Below are 16197 nucleotides of genomic sequence, written 5' to 3'. Positions count from 1 at the left end.
TTACGGCAGCGATGCCGTCAGCGCCGGCACGGCCTCGAACAAGTCGCCGACCAGCCCGTAGTCGGCCACGCCGAAGATCGGCGCATCGCCATCCTTGTTGATGGCCACGATGACCTTGGAATCCTTCATGCCCGCCAGATGCTGGATGGCGCCCGAGATGCCGACCGCCACGTACAGCTCCGGCGCGACGATCTTGCCGGTCTGGCCGACCTGCCAGTCGTTCGGCGCGTAGCCCGCGTCCACCGCGGCGCGCGAGGCGCCCAGAGCTGCGCCCAGCTTTTCGGCCAGCGGATCCAGCAACTTGAAGTTCTCGGCGCTGCCCAGGCCGCGTCCGCCCGAGACCACGGCGCGGGCGCCGCCCAGGTCGGGGCGTTCGGACACCGCGATCTCGCGGCTGACGAATCGCGCCAACCCGCTTCCAGCGACGGCTTCGACCGTTTCCACCGCGGCGCTGCCGCCCTCGGCGGGCGCGGCGTCGAAGGCCGTGGGCCGGATGGTGGCGACGATAACCGGGTAACCGCTCTTGACCGTTGCGATGGCATTGCCGGCGTAGATGGGACGCTTGAACGTGTCGGGCGCCAGCACTTCAATGACATCCGATATCTGCGCCACGTCCAGCAAGGCGGCGATGCGCGGCGCCACGCCCTTGCCCTGCGCCGTCGCGGGCAGGAACAGGTGCGAGTAACCGGGGGCACGCGCGACCGCCTGCGCGGCCAGGGCTTCGGGCAAGCCATCGGCAAGCTGCGGCGCTTGCGCCAGCAGCACCTTGTCCACCCCGGCAACGCGCGCGGCGGCGTCGGCCACGGGCTGCGCGTCCCCGCCCGCCACCAGCACGTGGACGGGCATGCCCAGCCGGGTTGCCGCGGCGATGGTGTTGAGCGTGGCGCCGGTGAGCGCCCGATTGTCGTGTTCGGCAATAACAAGGACCGTCATCAGATCACCTTGGCTTCGTTCTTCAGTTTGTCGACCAGCGCGGCCACGTCCGCCACCTTGATGCCGGGCGCGCGCGCCGCGGGTTCCTCGACGCGCAGCGTCTGCAGGCGGGATACGGGATCCACGCCCAGCGCGGCGGGCGTCTGGACATCCAGCGGCTTCTTCTTGGCTTTCATGATGTTGGGCAGCGTGACGTAGCGCGGCTCGTTCAGGCGCAGGTCCGCCGTGACGATCGCGGGCAGGGTCAGTTCCACCACTTCCAGCCCGCCGTCGACCTCGCGCGTGACGCGCGCCGTGCCGTCGCCGATGGCGATGGCGCTGGCGTTGGTGGCCTGCGGCCAGCCCAGCAGGGCCGCCAGCATCTGGCCGGTCTGGCAGGCGTCGTCATCGATCGCCTGCTTGCCCAGGATCACCAGCGCGGGCGCTTCCTGCTCCACGACGGCGCGCAGCAGCTTGGCCACTTCCAGCGGCTGCAGCGCGGCATCCGTCTGCACCAGCACGCCCCGGTCGGCGCCGATGGCCATCGCGGTGCGCAGCGTCTCTTGCGACTGGGCCGTGCCGCAGGACACGGCCACGACCTCGGCGGCAGCGCCCTGCTCTTTCAGGCGCACGGCGGCCTCGACGGCGATTTCATCGAACGGGTTCATCGACATCTTGACGTTGCCGATGTCCACGCCGCTCTGGTCGGCCTTGACGCGTACGTTGACGTTGTAGTCAACCACGCGCTTGACCGCGGCAAGTACCTTCATGGAAACACTCCTGAGTGAAAGGAATCAACGGCCGTTACCGCATCGCGGCGGAAACGGATGCAGCTTGTTCAGCCGGGGCTGGCAGCGGAGACGGCGATGGTGAGGATCACGGCGAATCCGGCGGCGGGGGTGGCAGGCAGCGGGCGGGCGTCTGGTGCGGGGACGTCCCGCCACAACAGGTATTCGCCTGACTCCAGCTCCCCCGGAAAACCACCCTGACCGCCCGTCCCACCCGCGTCCGCGGCCACGATCAACTGCGTGACCGTGCGCCCGGCCAACGTGCCGGGCAAGCCGCCCACGTCGCATCGGCCCGCCGCCACGCCCGTGCACGTCACCGACGCCACCGCCTCGCCACGCCGGACAAAAAGGTTCAGCACGCGCACCGGCCCGCCGATCAGCGTGGACTGCAGCACGTCATCGCCCCCGAACGGCGCGGGTTCGCGCGGCCGCAGCGGCACGGCAACCCCTTCCCCTTGCAGCGTCACGCCTTCCCCGGACAGCACTACCGACACGCGGTCGTAGCCGGGAAAGCGCGAGTACGGGCCGTCGCGCTCGATATCGGCGATGCTGACGCGCCAGCGCCCGTCCGGGTCGGCTGCCAGCGTGCGCGTGACGCCGCCGCCGTTTTTCCAGGGCTCGGGCGGCAGCGCCATCCAGCTGGCGCGCTGCGGCGCGGCCAAATCAGGACACCGCGCCAAGGCCGTACTTCCCGGTCAACAACGCGCCGCGCTGAAAGCGGCCAAGTTCATAAGGCGTGAGCGACACGTCGGTCGCCAGGCCCAGCGCCTCCTGCGCCAGCACGCGGCCCACGGTGGGCGACAGCTTGAAGCCGTGGCCCGAGAAGCCAAAGCCCACGATCAGGCCCTGCACGCCGGGCACGCGGCCCAGCACGGGATTCCAGTCGGGCGTCACGTCGTAGACGCCGGTCCAGGACGACGCCAGTCCGGCGGACTCGTAGGCCGGAAAGCGGTCCGCGACCTGGGCACCGACTTCGGCCACGTAGTCCAGCGGAATGTCGCCCTGTTCGGCGTCGCTCTTTTGCAGCGCCTCGCCCACGATGCCCTCGCTCACCAGCATCTGGTTGCCGCCGTAGCTGCGGCAGTACAGCATGCCGGGCGACGCCAGGTCCTTGAAGACGGGCATCGAATACGTATAGGGCGCGGCGTCGCATTCCAGCGCCAGCACGGCGTGGCGCTCAGGCACGACGGGCATGGCAACGCCCGTCCAGCCGGCAAGCTCGGGCGTCCAGATGTTCTGCGTGCTGATGACCAACGGGGCGTGGTAGTCGCCTTCCGAGGTGGAAACGCCCGTCACGCGGCCGTTGTCGATAAGCAGGCGCTGGACGTTGACGTTCTCGCGGATGGTGACGCCACGGCGGCGCGCGCCGCGCGCAAAGCTGGTGGCCACCAGGTACGCGTCGGCAAAGCCCGCTTCCGGCTCGTAGCCGATCAGCGCGGCGTTGTCGAAAGACGCGATGGGCAGCAGTTCGCGGGCCTGGGCGGCATCCAGCAATTCCAGCGCGATGCCCTGCGCCTTTTGCTGCGCCAGCGCGCCGCGCAGCGGTTCCAGCTTGTCGTCGTCGGCGGCGGTGATCAGGTAGCCGCATTTGACCAGTCCGCAGGAGGCCTCGTCGTCGCCCAGATAGCTGGCGAAATTGTTGAACACGCTCCAGGAGCGTTGGGCCAGCTCCACGTTCTCGCGCACGGAATAGTGCGTGCGCAGGATGCCGGACGACTGCGACGTGGTGCCCGCCCCGATGGTCTCGCGGTCCAGCACCAGCACGTTCTTCGCGCCGAGCTCGGCCAGGTGAAAGGCCACCGAACTGCCGATCACGCCGGCACCAATCACGATCACGTCATAACTTTTCACGACAAGGCTCCAAGGACAAGTGCCGCGAGTGTGGGCCCGGCCTTTCGGAGCCGCGGCAATATAAGCGCCGCGAATACTTAATAAAAGCGTTCTGGAAAAGCGCGCCGGGTGTCAGGCGGCGGCGCTGGCGGCGGCGCGTATCGCCTCGGCATCCCTGCCCGGCGGCAGGCCGAACATCCGCCGGTATTCACGGGTGAACTGCTGCACGCTTTCATAGCCCACCCCGAATGCCGCGCTGCTGGCGGACGCGCCCTCGGCCGTCATGCGCCGGCGCGCCTCGATCAGGCGCAGTTGCTTCTGGAACTGGCGCGGCGACAGCGACGTGGCCGCGCGAAAGTGCTGATGGAACGATGAGGCGCTCATGCCCGCCGCGGCCGCCAGCCGCTCGACCGGCAGCGGTTGCGCAAACTCGGCCCGCAGCAGCGCGACGGCGCGCGCGATGCGCGGGACGGCGCTGGCCGGCCCGGCCAGCTGGCGGATCGCCTGCCCGTGGCGGCCGGCCAGCAGCCAATAGTGCATTTCGCGCACCAGCTGGGCTTGCAGAATGGGCAGCGCCGTCGGCCGTTCGACCAGGCGCAGCAGACGCAGCGCGGCGTCGGCGACTTCGGCATCCGTCTGCTCCACCCGCACCGGCGCGCCGGGTTCTCCCGGCCCCAGCTTCATTTCCAGGGCCAGTTCGGCGATGACGGCCAGATCCAGATCCAGGACCAGCGACAGATACGGCTGCGCCGCGCTGGCGCGCGTGATCTGGCTGACGGTGGGCACATCGGCCGTGATCAGCAGCGAATCGCCCGCGCCGAAATCGAAGGTGTCCGCACCCAGCGACACGCGCTTGGCGCCCTGCAGCACCAGGCACGCAAGCGGCCGCGAGATCGCGTGGTCCAGCCCGCTGGGCTGCACCGCGCGGATGACGGCGAGTCCCGGGATGGGGGTTTGTGCCAAACCGGCCAGCCCGGCGTGGCACGCCGCGTAGCGGCTGGCGGCCGCGCGCAGGGCGTCGTTCATGGAGGATTCGCAAGAGGTTGCCACGGGGCCATCGTAATGGGTTCTCGTCGAGCCGGGCGCACATTTGGAGGATCAGGCCAACAACGTCAACGTTCAGGCAAAGGCCATCGGCGGCTTCCGCCACAGAATGGAAGCCTCATCGCAAGCCACCAAGGAGCCATTCCATGAGCAAGATTTCTCTCGTCACCGGATCGAGCCGCGGCCTGGGCCGCAGCGCCGCCCTGGCACTCGCCCGCCACGGCAACGATGTCGTCATCACCTACCAAAGCCGCGAGGCGCAGGCCAACGAGGTCGTCGCCGAGGTCGAACAGCTGGGCGGCAAGGCCGTCGCGTTGCAGCTCGATGCGGGCAACGTCGCCGCGTTTCCGGATTTTGCCGCCCGCCTGCAGGCGGCGCTGGCCCGGACATGGCAGCGCGACCGCTTCGATCATCTCGTCAACAACGCCGGCCATGGCGAGATGGCGCAGATTGCCGACATGAGCGTCGAGGCCTTCGACAACCTGGTCGACGTGCACTTCAAGGGCGTGTTCTTTCTGACGCAGCACCTGCTGCCGCTGCTAGCCGACGGCGGCCGCATCGTGAACCTGTCGAGCGGCCTGACGCGCGTGTCGGCGCCCGGCTGGGCGGCGTATGCCGCGGTCAAGGGCGCCGTCGAGGTGCTGACGGTCTACCTGGCCAAGGAGCTTGGCCACCGCGGGATCGCCGTCAACACCGTGGCGCCGGGCGCCATCGAAACGGACTTTCTGGGCGGCGCGGTGCGCGACACGCCCGAGTTCAACAAGGCGTTCGCGGACATGACCGCATTGGGACGCGTGGGCGTGCCCGACGACATCGGGCCGATGATTGCCAGCCTGTTGTCCGAAGACAACCGCTGGGTCAACGCCCAGCGCATCGAAGTCTCGGGCGGCCAGGGCATCTGACACGGGCGCCTCGGGCACGGCCGCGCGTTGCGGCCGCGCCGGCCTTTCCCTTGCTGCCTGCGGCGCGCCGATTAAGCGCCGCTGATGTTGACCATCGCCGCTCCTTATATTCATGCCGCGGCCGGATGCTCGGGCGAAAGTCTCGTCTGCCGCACCCCAGAGTGCCGGCGACATGGAATCCATCGGTCAATCTACAGACAGTAGGGGAAAAATATGAACATGAATCGCCGCGCCATGCTGGTGCGCACGGCCGCGCTTGCGGGCGCCAGCGCCCTGGGCTTTCCGATGATCGGCCGCGCCGCGGGCGCGTCCTACACCTATGGCGGCTCCGCGTGGCTGGGCCATTACTCCGCCTACATCGCCATGAAAACGGGGCTGTTCGCCAAGCAGGGCCTGGACATCAAATGGCAGAGCTTTGCCACGTCGTCCGACCGCATGAGCGCGGTGATGGCCGGCAACATCGATCTGGCGGGCACCGGCGTGGTGTCGTCGCTGGCGCTGATGGCCGCGGGCGCGCGCCAGTTCCAGGTCATCGCGACCCCAAACAACTTCGGCCGCGCCGAGGGCGTGCTGGTGCGCGAGAACGTCAAGTCGGTGGCCGACCTGAAGGGCAAGAAGATCGGCGTCACCTACGCCTCCAGCGCCCACGTGCTGCTGCTGGACGTGCTGCGCCAGGCCGGTCTGAACCCTGATCGCGACGTGGCCATCATCAACCTGCCGGCCACCAACCTGCTGTCGGCCTACCAGGGCGGGCAGATCGACGCCGCCGTGGCGTGGACGCCGGCCTTTGACCGCATCAAGGCCGTGCCGGGCACGCATGTCCTGCTGGACGATACGGCGTTCTCGCTCTACAAGCAGTACGCCATCACCCCGGGTCCCGATGTGCTGCTGACCCATGCCAAGCTGGGCAAGGAGAACCCCGAGGCCGTGCGCAAGTTCCTCACGGCGGTGTTCCAGGCCAATGCGATGCTGACGAACCAGCCCGAGGAGGCCGCGGGCGTGCTGCTGGAGCTGACGGGCCTGTCCAAGGACGAACAGCTTGCGGTCATCAAGCAGACGCAGTGGTATTCGGCCGAGGACCAGAAAGCCCTGATGATCGAACCGGGCAACTTTGTGAACGGCATGCAGAAACTGGCCGAGATGCTGGTGTCGCTCAAGCAGATCGACCGCGCGCCCGCCGTCAAGGACTGGGTCCAGTCCGCGTATCTCTGAACCCGGGACATTCTGCCTATGTCCGCACGTTCTTCTTCACGCGAAACACGCCTGCTCTGGGTCAGCGTGTTTTCGCTGCTCGGTTTTCTGTTGCTGTGGGAGGGGCTGTGCCGCGCCGGCGCGGTCGATCCCATTTTCCTGCCCGCGCCGTCCCAGGTCCTGGCGCGGGCGCTGTCCATGTCCGACCAGGGCACGCTGTTCTACAACGTGCTGGCCTCGACGCGCCGCGTCATGGTGGGCTTTCTGGCCGCGGTGATCGTCGCGATTCCGCTGGGCATTTTGCTGGGCACCTCGAAGGTGGCGCGCGCCGTCTTCGATCCCATCATCTCGTTCCTGCGCCCGCTGCCATCGATGAGCTGGATTCCGCTGTCGCTGCTGTGGTTCGGCATTACCGAAACGCAGAAGTACAGCATCGTCTTCATGGGTTCCTTCGTGCCCGCCCTGCTTTACGTGATGGAAGCCTCGCGCAGCATCGATCCGGTGCTGGTGCGCGCCGCGCGCAACCTGGGCGCCAACCGCTGGCAGGTCATGCGCGAGGTGCTGTTTCCCGGCTGTCTGCCGCAGATCCTGTCGGGCATGAAGATCATCCTGGGCCTGTCCTGGACCTGCGTGATCTCGGCGGAACTGGTGGCGTCCAAGGAAGGCCTGGGGTTCATGATCATGAACGGCAAGGAATTCTTCCAGACCGACACGGTGGTGCTGGGCATGGTGCTGATCAGTTTCACCGTGCTGGTGACCGATCTGTGTTTGCGGCTTCTTGAACGGTGGGTGCTGGCATGGCAGCGATGAACGACACGATGATCCGGCTGACGGACGTCTCCAAGGCCTACGGCGACGTGCCCGTGCTGGACAAGGTGAACCTGGAGGTCAAGCGCGGGGAATTCCTGGTGCTGCTGGGCGCCTCGGGCTGCGGCAAGTCGACGCTGCTGAACCTGATGGCCGGCTTCATCACGCCCAACACCGGATCGGTGCAGATCAACGGCAGAGAGGTCACCGACGTGACCGCCGCGTGCGGCATGGTGTTCCAGCAGTACGCGCTGTTTCCGTGGCGCACGGTCCAGGAAAACGTGGAGTTCGGCCTGAAGATGCGGGGCATGTCCCGCCAGGAACGCGCGCCGATCGCCCGCCGTTTCATCGAGATGGTGGGACTGAAGCACGCGGCGGACAAGTATCCGCATGCGTTGTCGGGCGGGATGAAGCAGCGCGTGTCGATCGCGCGCGTGCTGGCCAACGACCCGGACGTGATGCTGTTCGACGAGCCCTTCGCCGCGCTGGACGCGATGACGCGGCAGGTGCTGCAAGACCAGCTGTTGTCGATCTACGAGCAGAGCGGCAAGACCATCGTCTTCATCACGCACTCCATCGACGAGGCACTGACCCTGTCGACGCGCATGGCCGTCATGGGATCCAAGCCCGGCCGCATCGTGCAGGACATCCAGAACGACCTGCCGCATCCGCGCAGCGCCGACGTGCAGTTGTCGCCCCGCTTCGTGGAACTGAAGCGCGCCATCTGGGAGCGCGTGCAGGAGGAAGTCACGCGCAGCATGGAGCTGGCGGCCGACTAATGGCGGGGGGGCCCGATGGGCGCCCCGCCCTTGCCCCACGCCCAGCTACGCGCGGCGGCCTTCCTCGGCCAGGAACTCCACCAGCGCCGGCAACGAAGGATCCATCGGCCGGTTGGCGTGGATGCGCATCACATAGCCCCACGAACCCGCCATGCGCAGGTGGGGCGCCAACGGCACCAGCCGGCCGCTCGCCAGGTCTTCGTCGATGAGCGGCGCGCGGCCCAGCGCGATCCCGACGCCCGCCGCCGCGGCGGCCACCACGGTGCTCAGGCCGCTCAGCACCATCGGGTCCTGCCAGTCGTCCGGGGCCAGACCCAGCCTGGGACGCCACGTTCGCCAGTCGGTTTCGGGACTGTCGATGTGCTTTTCCTCCAGCCAGCGATGACGCAGGAACACGCCCGGATCGTTGCGCTCGGCCTCGGGCACCAGCGCCGGGCTGCACACCGGCACCACGGTCTCGGTCATGAGCGGGATGTCGCCCGGCGCGGCGATGTGCGGTCCCATCGCCCGCACATGCAGGAAGGCCAGATCGATGTCCTGGGTTTTCCAGGCCGGATCCTGGCTGGCATGCAGATACACCTGGATGTCGATATCCGGATGCAACTCGATGAACCGCCCGATGCGCGGCGCCAGCCACAGCGCGGCCAGCGAGGGGTTGGCGGACACGTTCAACGTATAGCGCCGCTTGCCGCGGGCGCTGGCCCGGACATTGCGGCAGGCTGTCTCCAATAGGGTCAAGGCCTGTTGTACGGATGCCAGCAAGGCGGCGCCCGCTTCCGTGGTCTCGGCGCGCCGCACGGTGCCGCCCCGACGCAGCAGCGGCGCCCCCAGGTCGGCCTCAAGCGCCCGCAACTGATGGCTGACGGCGCTTTTCGTGACGTTCAGCTCTGCCGCGGCGCGGCTCAGGCTGCCCAGCCGGGCCACGGCTTCGAAGGCGCGCAAGGCGGCCAGCGGCGGAGTGCGGGTGGAGGCGTCGGACATCGGTTGAGTTTATCTCAACCCTTGATTGAAAATTCATCGCTTTCGCATGCAGGCCGGATCGTGGACCATGCAGGCTCTGGATGGAGTAAACGGCTATGTATTTCGATTCGAGGCTGTGGCGCCTGACCGAGGGTCTGCGCGCCGGCATGGCGGGCGGCATCTTTCTGGGCCTGATGGCCCTGGCAGCCGGGATTGCACGCTACGTGTTCCTGGGCCAGTTGCTGGCCCGCGTGTTCGACGGTGCGCCGTGGCAGGACTGGGCGGCGCCCGCGCTGTGCGTGGCGGCCATGGTGCTGCTGCGAGCCTTCCTGGACGACTGGCGCACGGTGCAGGCCAACCGCACGTCGGCGGCCATCCAGCACACGCTGCGGGCTCGGTTGTACGACCGCATCGTCGCGCTGGGGCCGGCATGGTTTGCCAACCAGCGCACCGGCGGCGTCATGCTCACCGTGGTGGACGGCGTCGAACAATTGCAGACATTTTTCGGACAGTACCTGCCGCAGGTCGCCATCGCCGCGGCCGCGCCGTTCGCGATCTTTGCCGTCATCGCATTCTGGGACGTGCCGACCGCCCTGGTGTTCCTGGCCGCGGCGCTGTTCGCGCTGTTCGGGCCGATGGCGGTGCACATGCTGGACCGGCGCGCCAGCCTGGCGCGCAGCCGGTCGCTGAACGAATTTGGCGAAGAATTCCTGGACGCCGTGCAGGGCCTGCCCACGCTCAAGTCATATGGCCAGGGCAAGGCTTGGGGCGAACGGCTGGCCGCCCGCGCGCGCAGCCTGTCGGACAACACCTTCTGGGTCCTGTCCGTCAGCCTGCTGACGCGCGGCATCAGCGACCTGGGCGTGGCGCTGGGCGCCGCGCTGGCGCTGACGCTGGGCGCGTGGCGCGTCGCCGCCGGCGACATGAGCGTCGAGGCGCTGCTGATCGTGCTGATGGCGGGCACCGAGATCTTCCGGCCGCTGCGCGACCTGCGCGCGGTGCTACACCGGGGCATGCTGGGCCAGTCGGCCGCCGCCAGCATCCACGCGCTGATGGACGCCCAACCGCTGACGCCCGCCCCGGACAGCGCCGGGCGAGCGGACGCCGTGCGAGCGGGCGCCGCCCGCCTGGCGCCCACCATCGAGTTCGACGACGTGGCGTTTTCATATACGCCCGAACGCGCTGCCCATCAGGGCCTGGCGTTTCGGATCGCGGCGGGCGAACGCGTTGGCGTGGTCGGCCCCAGCGGCGCGGGCAAGTCCACCATCGTGCGGCTGCTGCTGCGCGAATGCGTGCCGCAAGGCGGCGTGGTGCGGGTCGGCGGACACGACATCAACACGCTGGACACGCAGTTCCTGCTGTCGCACTTTGCGCTGGTCAGCCAGGACATCACGCTGTTTCACGGCACCATCGACGACAACCTGCGGCTGGGCCGCCCAGACGCCACGCAGGACGAGGTGCGCGCGGCCGCGCGCGCCGCGAACATCGACGACTTCATCATGGCGCTGCCCGACGGCTACGCCACGCGCATCGGCGAACGCGGCCTGCAGTTGTCGGGCGGCCAGCGCCAGCGCGTGGCGATCGCCCGCGCCCTGCTGCGCGATGCGCCCATCCTGATCCTGGACGAGGCGCTGTCCTCGGTGGACACCGAGAACGAGGCGCTGATCCAGCAGGCGCTCGACCGTCTGATGGCCGGCCGCACGACGCTCATCCTGGCCCACCGCCTGGCCAGCGTGATCGGCGCCGACCGCATCCTGGTCCTGGACCAGGGCCGCGTGGCGGAATCGGGACCCCATGCCGCGCTGATGCGCCAAGGCGGGCTGTACCACCGGCTGATGCACGAACAGGCCGCCGCGCATCGGAATCCCGCCGCGGGCACGACGCCCGCCGCGCGGCCCGACACGGCGCGGGCGGCTGTCCCGGACGACGGCAACGACCGGGGCCCCGCCCTGCGCTCGCTGGACGCCGACGCCGACCAGGTCGGCTGGCGCGCCACGCTAGGCACGCTGTTGTCGGTGGTGCGGCCGTGGCGCGGCACGCTGATTGCGACCATCCTGCTTGGCGTGGCGCGCGTGGCCGCCTTCATCGGCGTGGGCGTGTTCAGCGCCCTCATCGTGGCCGCCATCCGCGATGGCCGCGAGACCGGCGCGCTGGTCGCTGGCCTCTTGATCGCCGCGCCGCTGGCCGCCCTTTTCCACTGGCTGGAATCGTGGCTGGCGCACGCGATGGCCTATCAGCTGCTTGCCGACATGCGCGTCAAGCTCTACGACAAACTTGAACGGCTGGCGCCCGCCTATCTGCTGCAGCGCCGCTCCGGCGACCTGGTGGCGCTGGCCACCCAAGACGTGGAGATGGTGGAATATTTCTACGCGCACACCATCGCGCCGGCCATCGTGTCGGTGCTGGTGCCGCTGTCCGTGCTGGGCTTTCTGGGGTTCTACAGCTGGCCGGTTGCGCTGGCGCTGCTGCCCTTCCTGGCCTACGCGCTGCTGTCGCCGGTGCGCGGCCGCCAGCGCGTGGACGCCCTGGGCGACAAGGCGCGCCAGGCATTGGGCGAAATGAGCGCCCACACCACCGACACCATCCAGGGCCTGGCGGACCTGACCGCCTTTCAGGCCACCGGCCGGCGCCGCGACCAGTTCCTGAAGGTCGCCGACCACTACCGCGAGCGGCGTCTTGCCATTCTGCGCGACCTGTCGCGCCAGACCGCCTGGTTCGAAACGGCGATGGGCCTGGGCGGCCTGGCCGTGGCGGTCGTGGGCGCGTTGCAGGTGCAGGCGGGCACGCTGTCCGCCGGCATGCTGCCCCTGCTGGTGCTGATTGCACTGGCCACGTTCCTGCCGGTGTCGGAGATCTCGCAGGTCAGCCGACAGTTGGCCGACACCATCGCCGCCACGCGCCGACTGCATGTGGTGGCCAACGAACCCGAACCGGTCGTGGACGGCCCCCTGCCCGCGCCGGTGGCGGCCCACGGCCTGTCGCTCGCGTTCGATCGCGTCAGTTTTGCCTATCCTGGCAAGCGCCAGGACACCCTGCACGACCTCAGCTTCACCGTGCCGGCCGGCGCCACCGTGGCAATCGTGGGCGCCTCGGGCGCCGGCAAGAGCACGGTGGCCAGTCTGCTGTTGCGCTTCTGGGACCCGCGCGAAGGCGCGGTCAAGCTGGACGGCGTGGACGTGCGCCAGCTCAGGCTCGACGGCCTGCGCGAGCGCGTGGCGCTGGTGACGCAGGACACCTACCTGTTCAACGACACGCTCGAAGGCAATATCCGGCTGGCCCGCCCCGAGGCCAGCCGCGAGGACCTGATGCGCGCGCTGGAACAGGCGGCGCTGGCCGACTTCGTCAAGCGCCTGCCCGAGGGTCTGGCCACGCGCGTGGGCGAACGCGGCATGCAGTTGTCGGGCGGCCAGCGCCAACGCATCTCGATCGCCCGCGCCTTCCTGAAGAACGCGCCGGTGCTCATTCTGGACGAGGCCACCTCGCACCTGGACACGCTGTCGGAAATGCAGGTGCGCGGCGCGCTGGACGTGCTGATGCGCCACCGCACGACGCTCGTGATTGCGCACCGCCTGTCCACCATCCGCGACGCCGATCTGATCCTGGTGCTGGACCGCGGCACGCTGGCCGAGTCCGGCACGCATGACCAACTGCTGCGCAAGCAAGGCGTGTATGCGCGGCTGGCAAGCCATCAGGGCGGCTACGCGGCCGCGGCGTCGCAGGCCGGCTAACGTCGCGTTGAAAAAAACCGACAGCCCATTCGGTCCCTGCACTCGGCCCGTTGATTCGCCTATATCACTTCGATAGAATCGGCAATTCGGGCCCTTGCCCATTCTTTTTTTCCCCTCACCCACCGACAGGGAGGCTGCATGATGTACCCCATGCCGAACGCCGTCCCGCGCGTGTCCCCGCGACGCCATTAAGTCGTCGCCCGCGCGGCCCCGTCGCCAGTTCCGTATCTGGCGACCGGTCCGCCGTGCCTATCTGAACCCTTGAACGCAGTGGCCAGCGCCCAACAGGCGCCCGGCGTGTTTTCCCCTCTTTCCTTACAAGGACCTGGCGCGTTCGTCCCGCCAGACCATGGCAATGGCTAGAAAAAAAATCGACTTTCGAGGACAGGCCTTCAAGGATGTCCTGGGCTTTACCTTCCGTTATTGGGGCCGGCAACCCTTGCGCATCGTGGTCATCGTGGCGCTGGCCCTGCTGTCCGCCGTGGCCGACGTGCTGACGCCGATGTACGCCGGCCGTCTGGTCGACGCAGTGGCGTCGGGCGCGGCCGGCGACCAGCTTGCCTGGAACGCCGCCATCACGGCCTTCTGGCTGCTGGTCGCGCTGGGCGTGGGCGGCACGCTGCTGCGCCAGGCTGTCTTCCAGAACATCATCACCTTCACGCTGAAGATGATGAACGGCATCGCCTCCAACGCGTTCTATCGCGTGCAGCGGTTTTCCACCGACTGGCATGCCAACAGCTTCGCTGGCTCGACGGTGCGCAAGATCACGCGCGGCATGTGGGCGGTGGACCTCTTGAACGACACGCTGCTGGTGGCGCTGCTGCCATCGGTCGTCATGCTGGTGGGCGCCACCGCCCTCTTGGGCGCGCACTGGCCGCTGATGGGGCTGGTGGTGGGCCTGGGCTCGGTGTTGTACATCGCCGTCACTGCCACACTGTCGCTGGCCTATGTGGCGCCCGCGGCGCGCCTGGGCAACGCCTGGGACACGCGCATGGGCGGCGCGCTGGCCGACGCCGTCAGCTGCAACGCCGTGGTCAAGGCCTTTGGCGCGGAGACGCGTGAGGAAGCGCGCCTTGACCGGGTCATCGACAAGTGGCGCCGCCGCACGCGCCGCACCTGGATCCGCGCCACGTTCAACGGCGGCATCCAGGGCGCGATGCTGGTGGCCATGCAGGCGTCCATCCTGGGCGCGTCGCTGCTGCTGTGGTCGCGCAACCAGGCCAGCGTGGGCGACATCACATTCACGCTGACCATGTTCTTCGTCCTGCAGGGCTATCTGCGCGACGTCGGCATGCACATCCGCAACCTGCAGCGGTCGGTCAACGACATGGAGGAACTGGTGTCGCTGGAAAAGCAGCCGCTTGGCGTGGAAGACCGGCCGGGCGCGGGCGCGATCGCCGTGACGGCGGGCGAGATCCGCTTCGAGGACGTGACGTTCCGCTACGGGTCGCACCACACCGCGCTGTACGACCGGTTCTCCGTGCGGATCGCGCCGGGCGAACGCGTGGGCCTGGTCGGTCACTCGGGTTCCGGCAAGACCACGTTCATCAAGCTGATCCAGCGCCTGTATGACGTGAATGGCGGGCGCATCACCATCGACGGACAGGACATCGCCCAGGTAAAGCAGGCGTCGCTGCGCAGCCAGATCGCGATCGTGCAGCAGGAGCCCGTGCTGTTTCACCGGACGCTGGCGGAGAACATCGCGTACGCGCGACCCGGCGCGTCGCAGGCCGACATCGAGCAGGCGGCCCGGCTGGCCAGCGCGCATGATTTCATCATGGCGCTGCCCAAGGGCTACGACACGCTGGTGGGCGAACGCGGCGTCAAGCTGTCCGGCGGCGAACGCCAGCGCGTGGCCATTGCCCGCGCATTCCTGGCTGACGCGCCCATCCTGATCCTGGACGAAGCCACGTCCAGCCTGGACAGCGAAAGCGAGGTGCTGATCCAGCGCGCGATGGACCGCCTGATGGAAGGCCGCACGACGCTGGTCGTGGCGCACCGCCTGTCGACGGTCCGCGCGCTGGACCGCCTCTTGGTCATGGACCATGGACGCGTAATCGAGGAAGGCAGCCATGACGCGCTGATCCGCCTGAAGGGCGGCCTGTACCGGCGCCTGTTCGAGCGTCAGGCGTTGGAGCTGACGAAGGGTCTGGACCCGGCCGAACTCCTGGAAGACGGCGCCGTCCCGCCGCCCGCCAAGACCGACGAGGTCGACGCAGCTTCGCTCGCCTTCGGCAAGTAACGCTGGCGCGGTGCGAAGCAACCAGGCCCGGCACAATTGCGCGCCGGGCCTTTCTTGTTGGCGGTTCACCGCATTGGGGTGGTGTCTGACACCTCATTTGGTCAGTCCCGGTGTCTGACACCCTCTCAGTCCCGGTGTCTGACACCCTCTGAGATGCGGCCGCAAACTGTCGATCACTTCCCCAGGGTGTCAGACACCTAGCAACTGCCGATCCCCTCTCGCCCGGGTGTCATACACCTGGCAAGTTGCCGCGCCCGTCAGCCCGGGCGGTTGGCGAATGTCAGGCGCAGGCCGAAGCCGATCAGCGCGGTGCCGAAGACCAGGCCCTGAATCTTCTGCGCACGCGGACTTGCCGACATCCAGCGGCCTACCGCGCCGCCCGCCAGCGCGCACAGCACGTCGAACGTCAGGCCCAAACCGACGAGGATGACGCCCAGCACGGCGAACTGCTGGCCGATCGGGCCGCGCTCGGGAGACACGAACTGCGGCAGGAGCACCGAGCAGAACAGCAGCGCCTTGGGGTTGAGCACGTTGGTGAGCACCCCGCTCATCAGCGCGGGTCCCCAGCCCGCATGCCGCGGCGCGACCTCGCCGTTCAAGGGCGGAATCGCCAGCGGCGCGCGCAGCAGACGGATCCCCAGCCACACCAGATAGCAACCGCCTACCGTGCGCGCCGCGTCGAACGCCCACGGGTGGGTCTTGAACAAGGCCGCCAAACCCAGAGCAGCCAGCGTCACGTGCGCCGCGCGTGCGATCGCCAAGCCCGCCGCCACCGCCAGCGCCTGCCCGCGGCCGCGCAGCAGACCGGTTTCCAACAACAGGATCATGTCCGGCCCGGGCACCACGTACACGATCAGAAGGGCCCCAAGAAACAACGCCATATCGGCCATGACCGCGCTCCACCACAAGTTTTCAATGGCGAAATTCTAGAAAAAAGGGGCTGGCATGTGCTTGCCATTCTTGCCAACTTCGATACCATTCCTGGCACAACACACCAATCAAAAATCGAATTCC

13 protein-coding genes are annotated in these 16197 nt (G+C 68.3%); 6 read left to right on the top strand and 7 right to left on the bottom strand.

Annotation, left to right across the window (positions count from 1 at the left end; translation table 11 throughout):
* The 5 genes from V6V88_RS10535 to V6V88_RS10515 form a co-directional block, all read right to left on the bottom strand.
* Positions 1-933, bottom strand: a complete 933-nt coding sequence (locus V6V88_RS10535) for an FAD-binding protein (protein WP_223575301.1) — start codon at positions 931-933, stop codon at positions 1-3.
* Positions 933-1682: an electron transfer flavoprotein subunit beta/FixA family protein gene (locus V6V88_RS10530; protein ID WP_062840831.1), complete on the bottom strand. Its 750-nt coding sequence runs from the start codon at positions 1680-1682 to the stop codon at positions 933-935. Before V6V88_RS10530 ends, V6V88_RS10535 begins: the two co-directional genes overlap by 1 nt.
* 68 nt (positions 1683-1750) lie before the next feature.
* On the bottom strand, positions 1751-2362 hold the full coding sequence (locus V6V88_RS10525; protein ID WP_223575299.1) for a HutD family protein: 612 nt from the start codon (positions 2360-2362) through the stop codon (positions 1751-1753).
* Position 2363: 1 nt separating this feature from the next.
* Positions 2364-3551, bottom strand: coding sequence for an FAD-binding oxidoreductase (locus tag V6V88_RS10520; RefSeq protein WP_223575297.1), 1188 nt, complete (start codon positions 3549-3551; stop codon positions 2364-2366).
* Between the two features lie 111 nt (positions 3552-3662).
* Positions 3663-4556 carry an AraC family transcriptional regulator gene (locus V6V88_RS10515; RefSeq protein WP_223575295.1) on the bottom strand — a complete coding sequence of 298 codons (894 nt, stop codon included), beginning with the start codon at positions 4554-4556 and terminating at the stop codon, positions 3663-3665.
* Between the two features lie 164 nt (positions 4557-4720).
* Between V6V88_RS10515 and V6V88_RS10510 the strand changes: the two genes are divergently transcribed.
* The 4 genes from V6V88_RS10510 (at position 4721) to V6V88_RS10495 (ending at position 8253) form a co-directional block, all read left to right on the top strand.
* On the top strand, positions 4721-5476 hold the full coding sequence (locus tag V6V88_RS10510; protein ID WP_223575292.1) for an SDR family oxidoreductase: 756 nt from the start codon (positions 4721-4723) through the stop codon (positions 5474-5476).
* Positions 5477-5689: 213 nt separating this feature from the next.
* Positions 5690-6688: an aliphatic sulfonate ABC transporter substrate-binding protein gene (locus tag V6V88_RS10505; protein WP_056316304.1), complete on the top strand. Its 999-nt coding sequence runs from the start codon at positions 5690-5692 to the stop codon at positions 6686-6688.
* Between the two features lie 18 nt (positions 6689-6706).
* Positions 6707-7477, top strand: coding sequence for an ABC transporter permease (locus V6V88_RS10500; RefSeq protein ID WP_056316301.1), 771 nt, complete (start codon positions 6707-6709; stop codon positions 7475-7477).
* Positions 7465-8253: an ABC transporter ATP-binding protein gene (locus V6V88_RS10495; RefSeq protein ID WP_056316298.1), complete on the top strand. Its 789-nt coding sequence runs from the start codon at positions 7465-7467 to the stop codon at positions 8251-8253. The genes V6V88_RS10500 and V6V88_RS10495 overlap by 13 nt, the downstream gene beginning before the upstream one ends.
* Positions 8254-8298: 45 nt before the next feature.
* Here the strand turns inward: V6V88_RS10495 and V6V88_RS10490 are convergent, their stop codons facing one another.
* Positions 8299-9234 (bottom strand): LysR substrate-binding domain-containing protein, encoded by a 936-nt coding sequence (locus tag V6V88_RS10490; protein WP_056316296.1) that lies wholly within the window; start codon positions 9232-9234, stop codon positions 8299-8301.
* A gap of 95 nt (positions 9235-9329) precedes the next feature.
* On the opposite strand from V6V88_RS10490, the gene V6V88_RS10485 reads away from it, so the two are divergent.
* On the top strand, positions 9330-12941 hold the full coding sequence (locus V6V88_RS10485; protein WP_223575289.1) for an ABC transporter ATP-binding protein: 3612 nt from the start codon (positions 9330-9332) through the stop codon (positions 12939-12941).
* Between the two features lie 355 nt (positions 12942-13296).
* Positions 13297-15183, top strand: a complete 1887-nt coding sequence (locus V6V88_RS10480) for an ABC transporter ATP-binding protein (protein ID WP_223575287.1) — start codon at positions 13297-13299, stop codon at positions 15181-15183.
* A gap of 257 nt (positions 15184-15440) precedes the next feature.
* On the opposite strand, the gene V6V88_RS10475 is transcribed toward V6V88_RS10480, so the two are convergent.
* Complete coding sequence (locus tag V6V88_RS10475; RefSeq protein ID WP_056570579.1) at positions 15441-16073, bottom strand: LysE family translocator; 633 nt, start codon at positions 16071-16073, stop codon at positions 15441-15443.
* Positions 16074-16197 lie beyond the last annotated feature (124 nt).

The sequence above is a fragment of the Achromobacter sp. E1 genome, from assembly GCF_037039475.1.
Lineage (GTDB): Bacteria > Pseudomonadota > Gammaproteobacteria > Burkholderiales > Burkholderiaceae_B > Achromobacter > Achromobacter mucicolens.
This window is presented reverse-complemented; position numbering and strand designations above follow the sequence as displayed.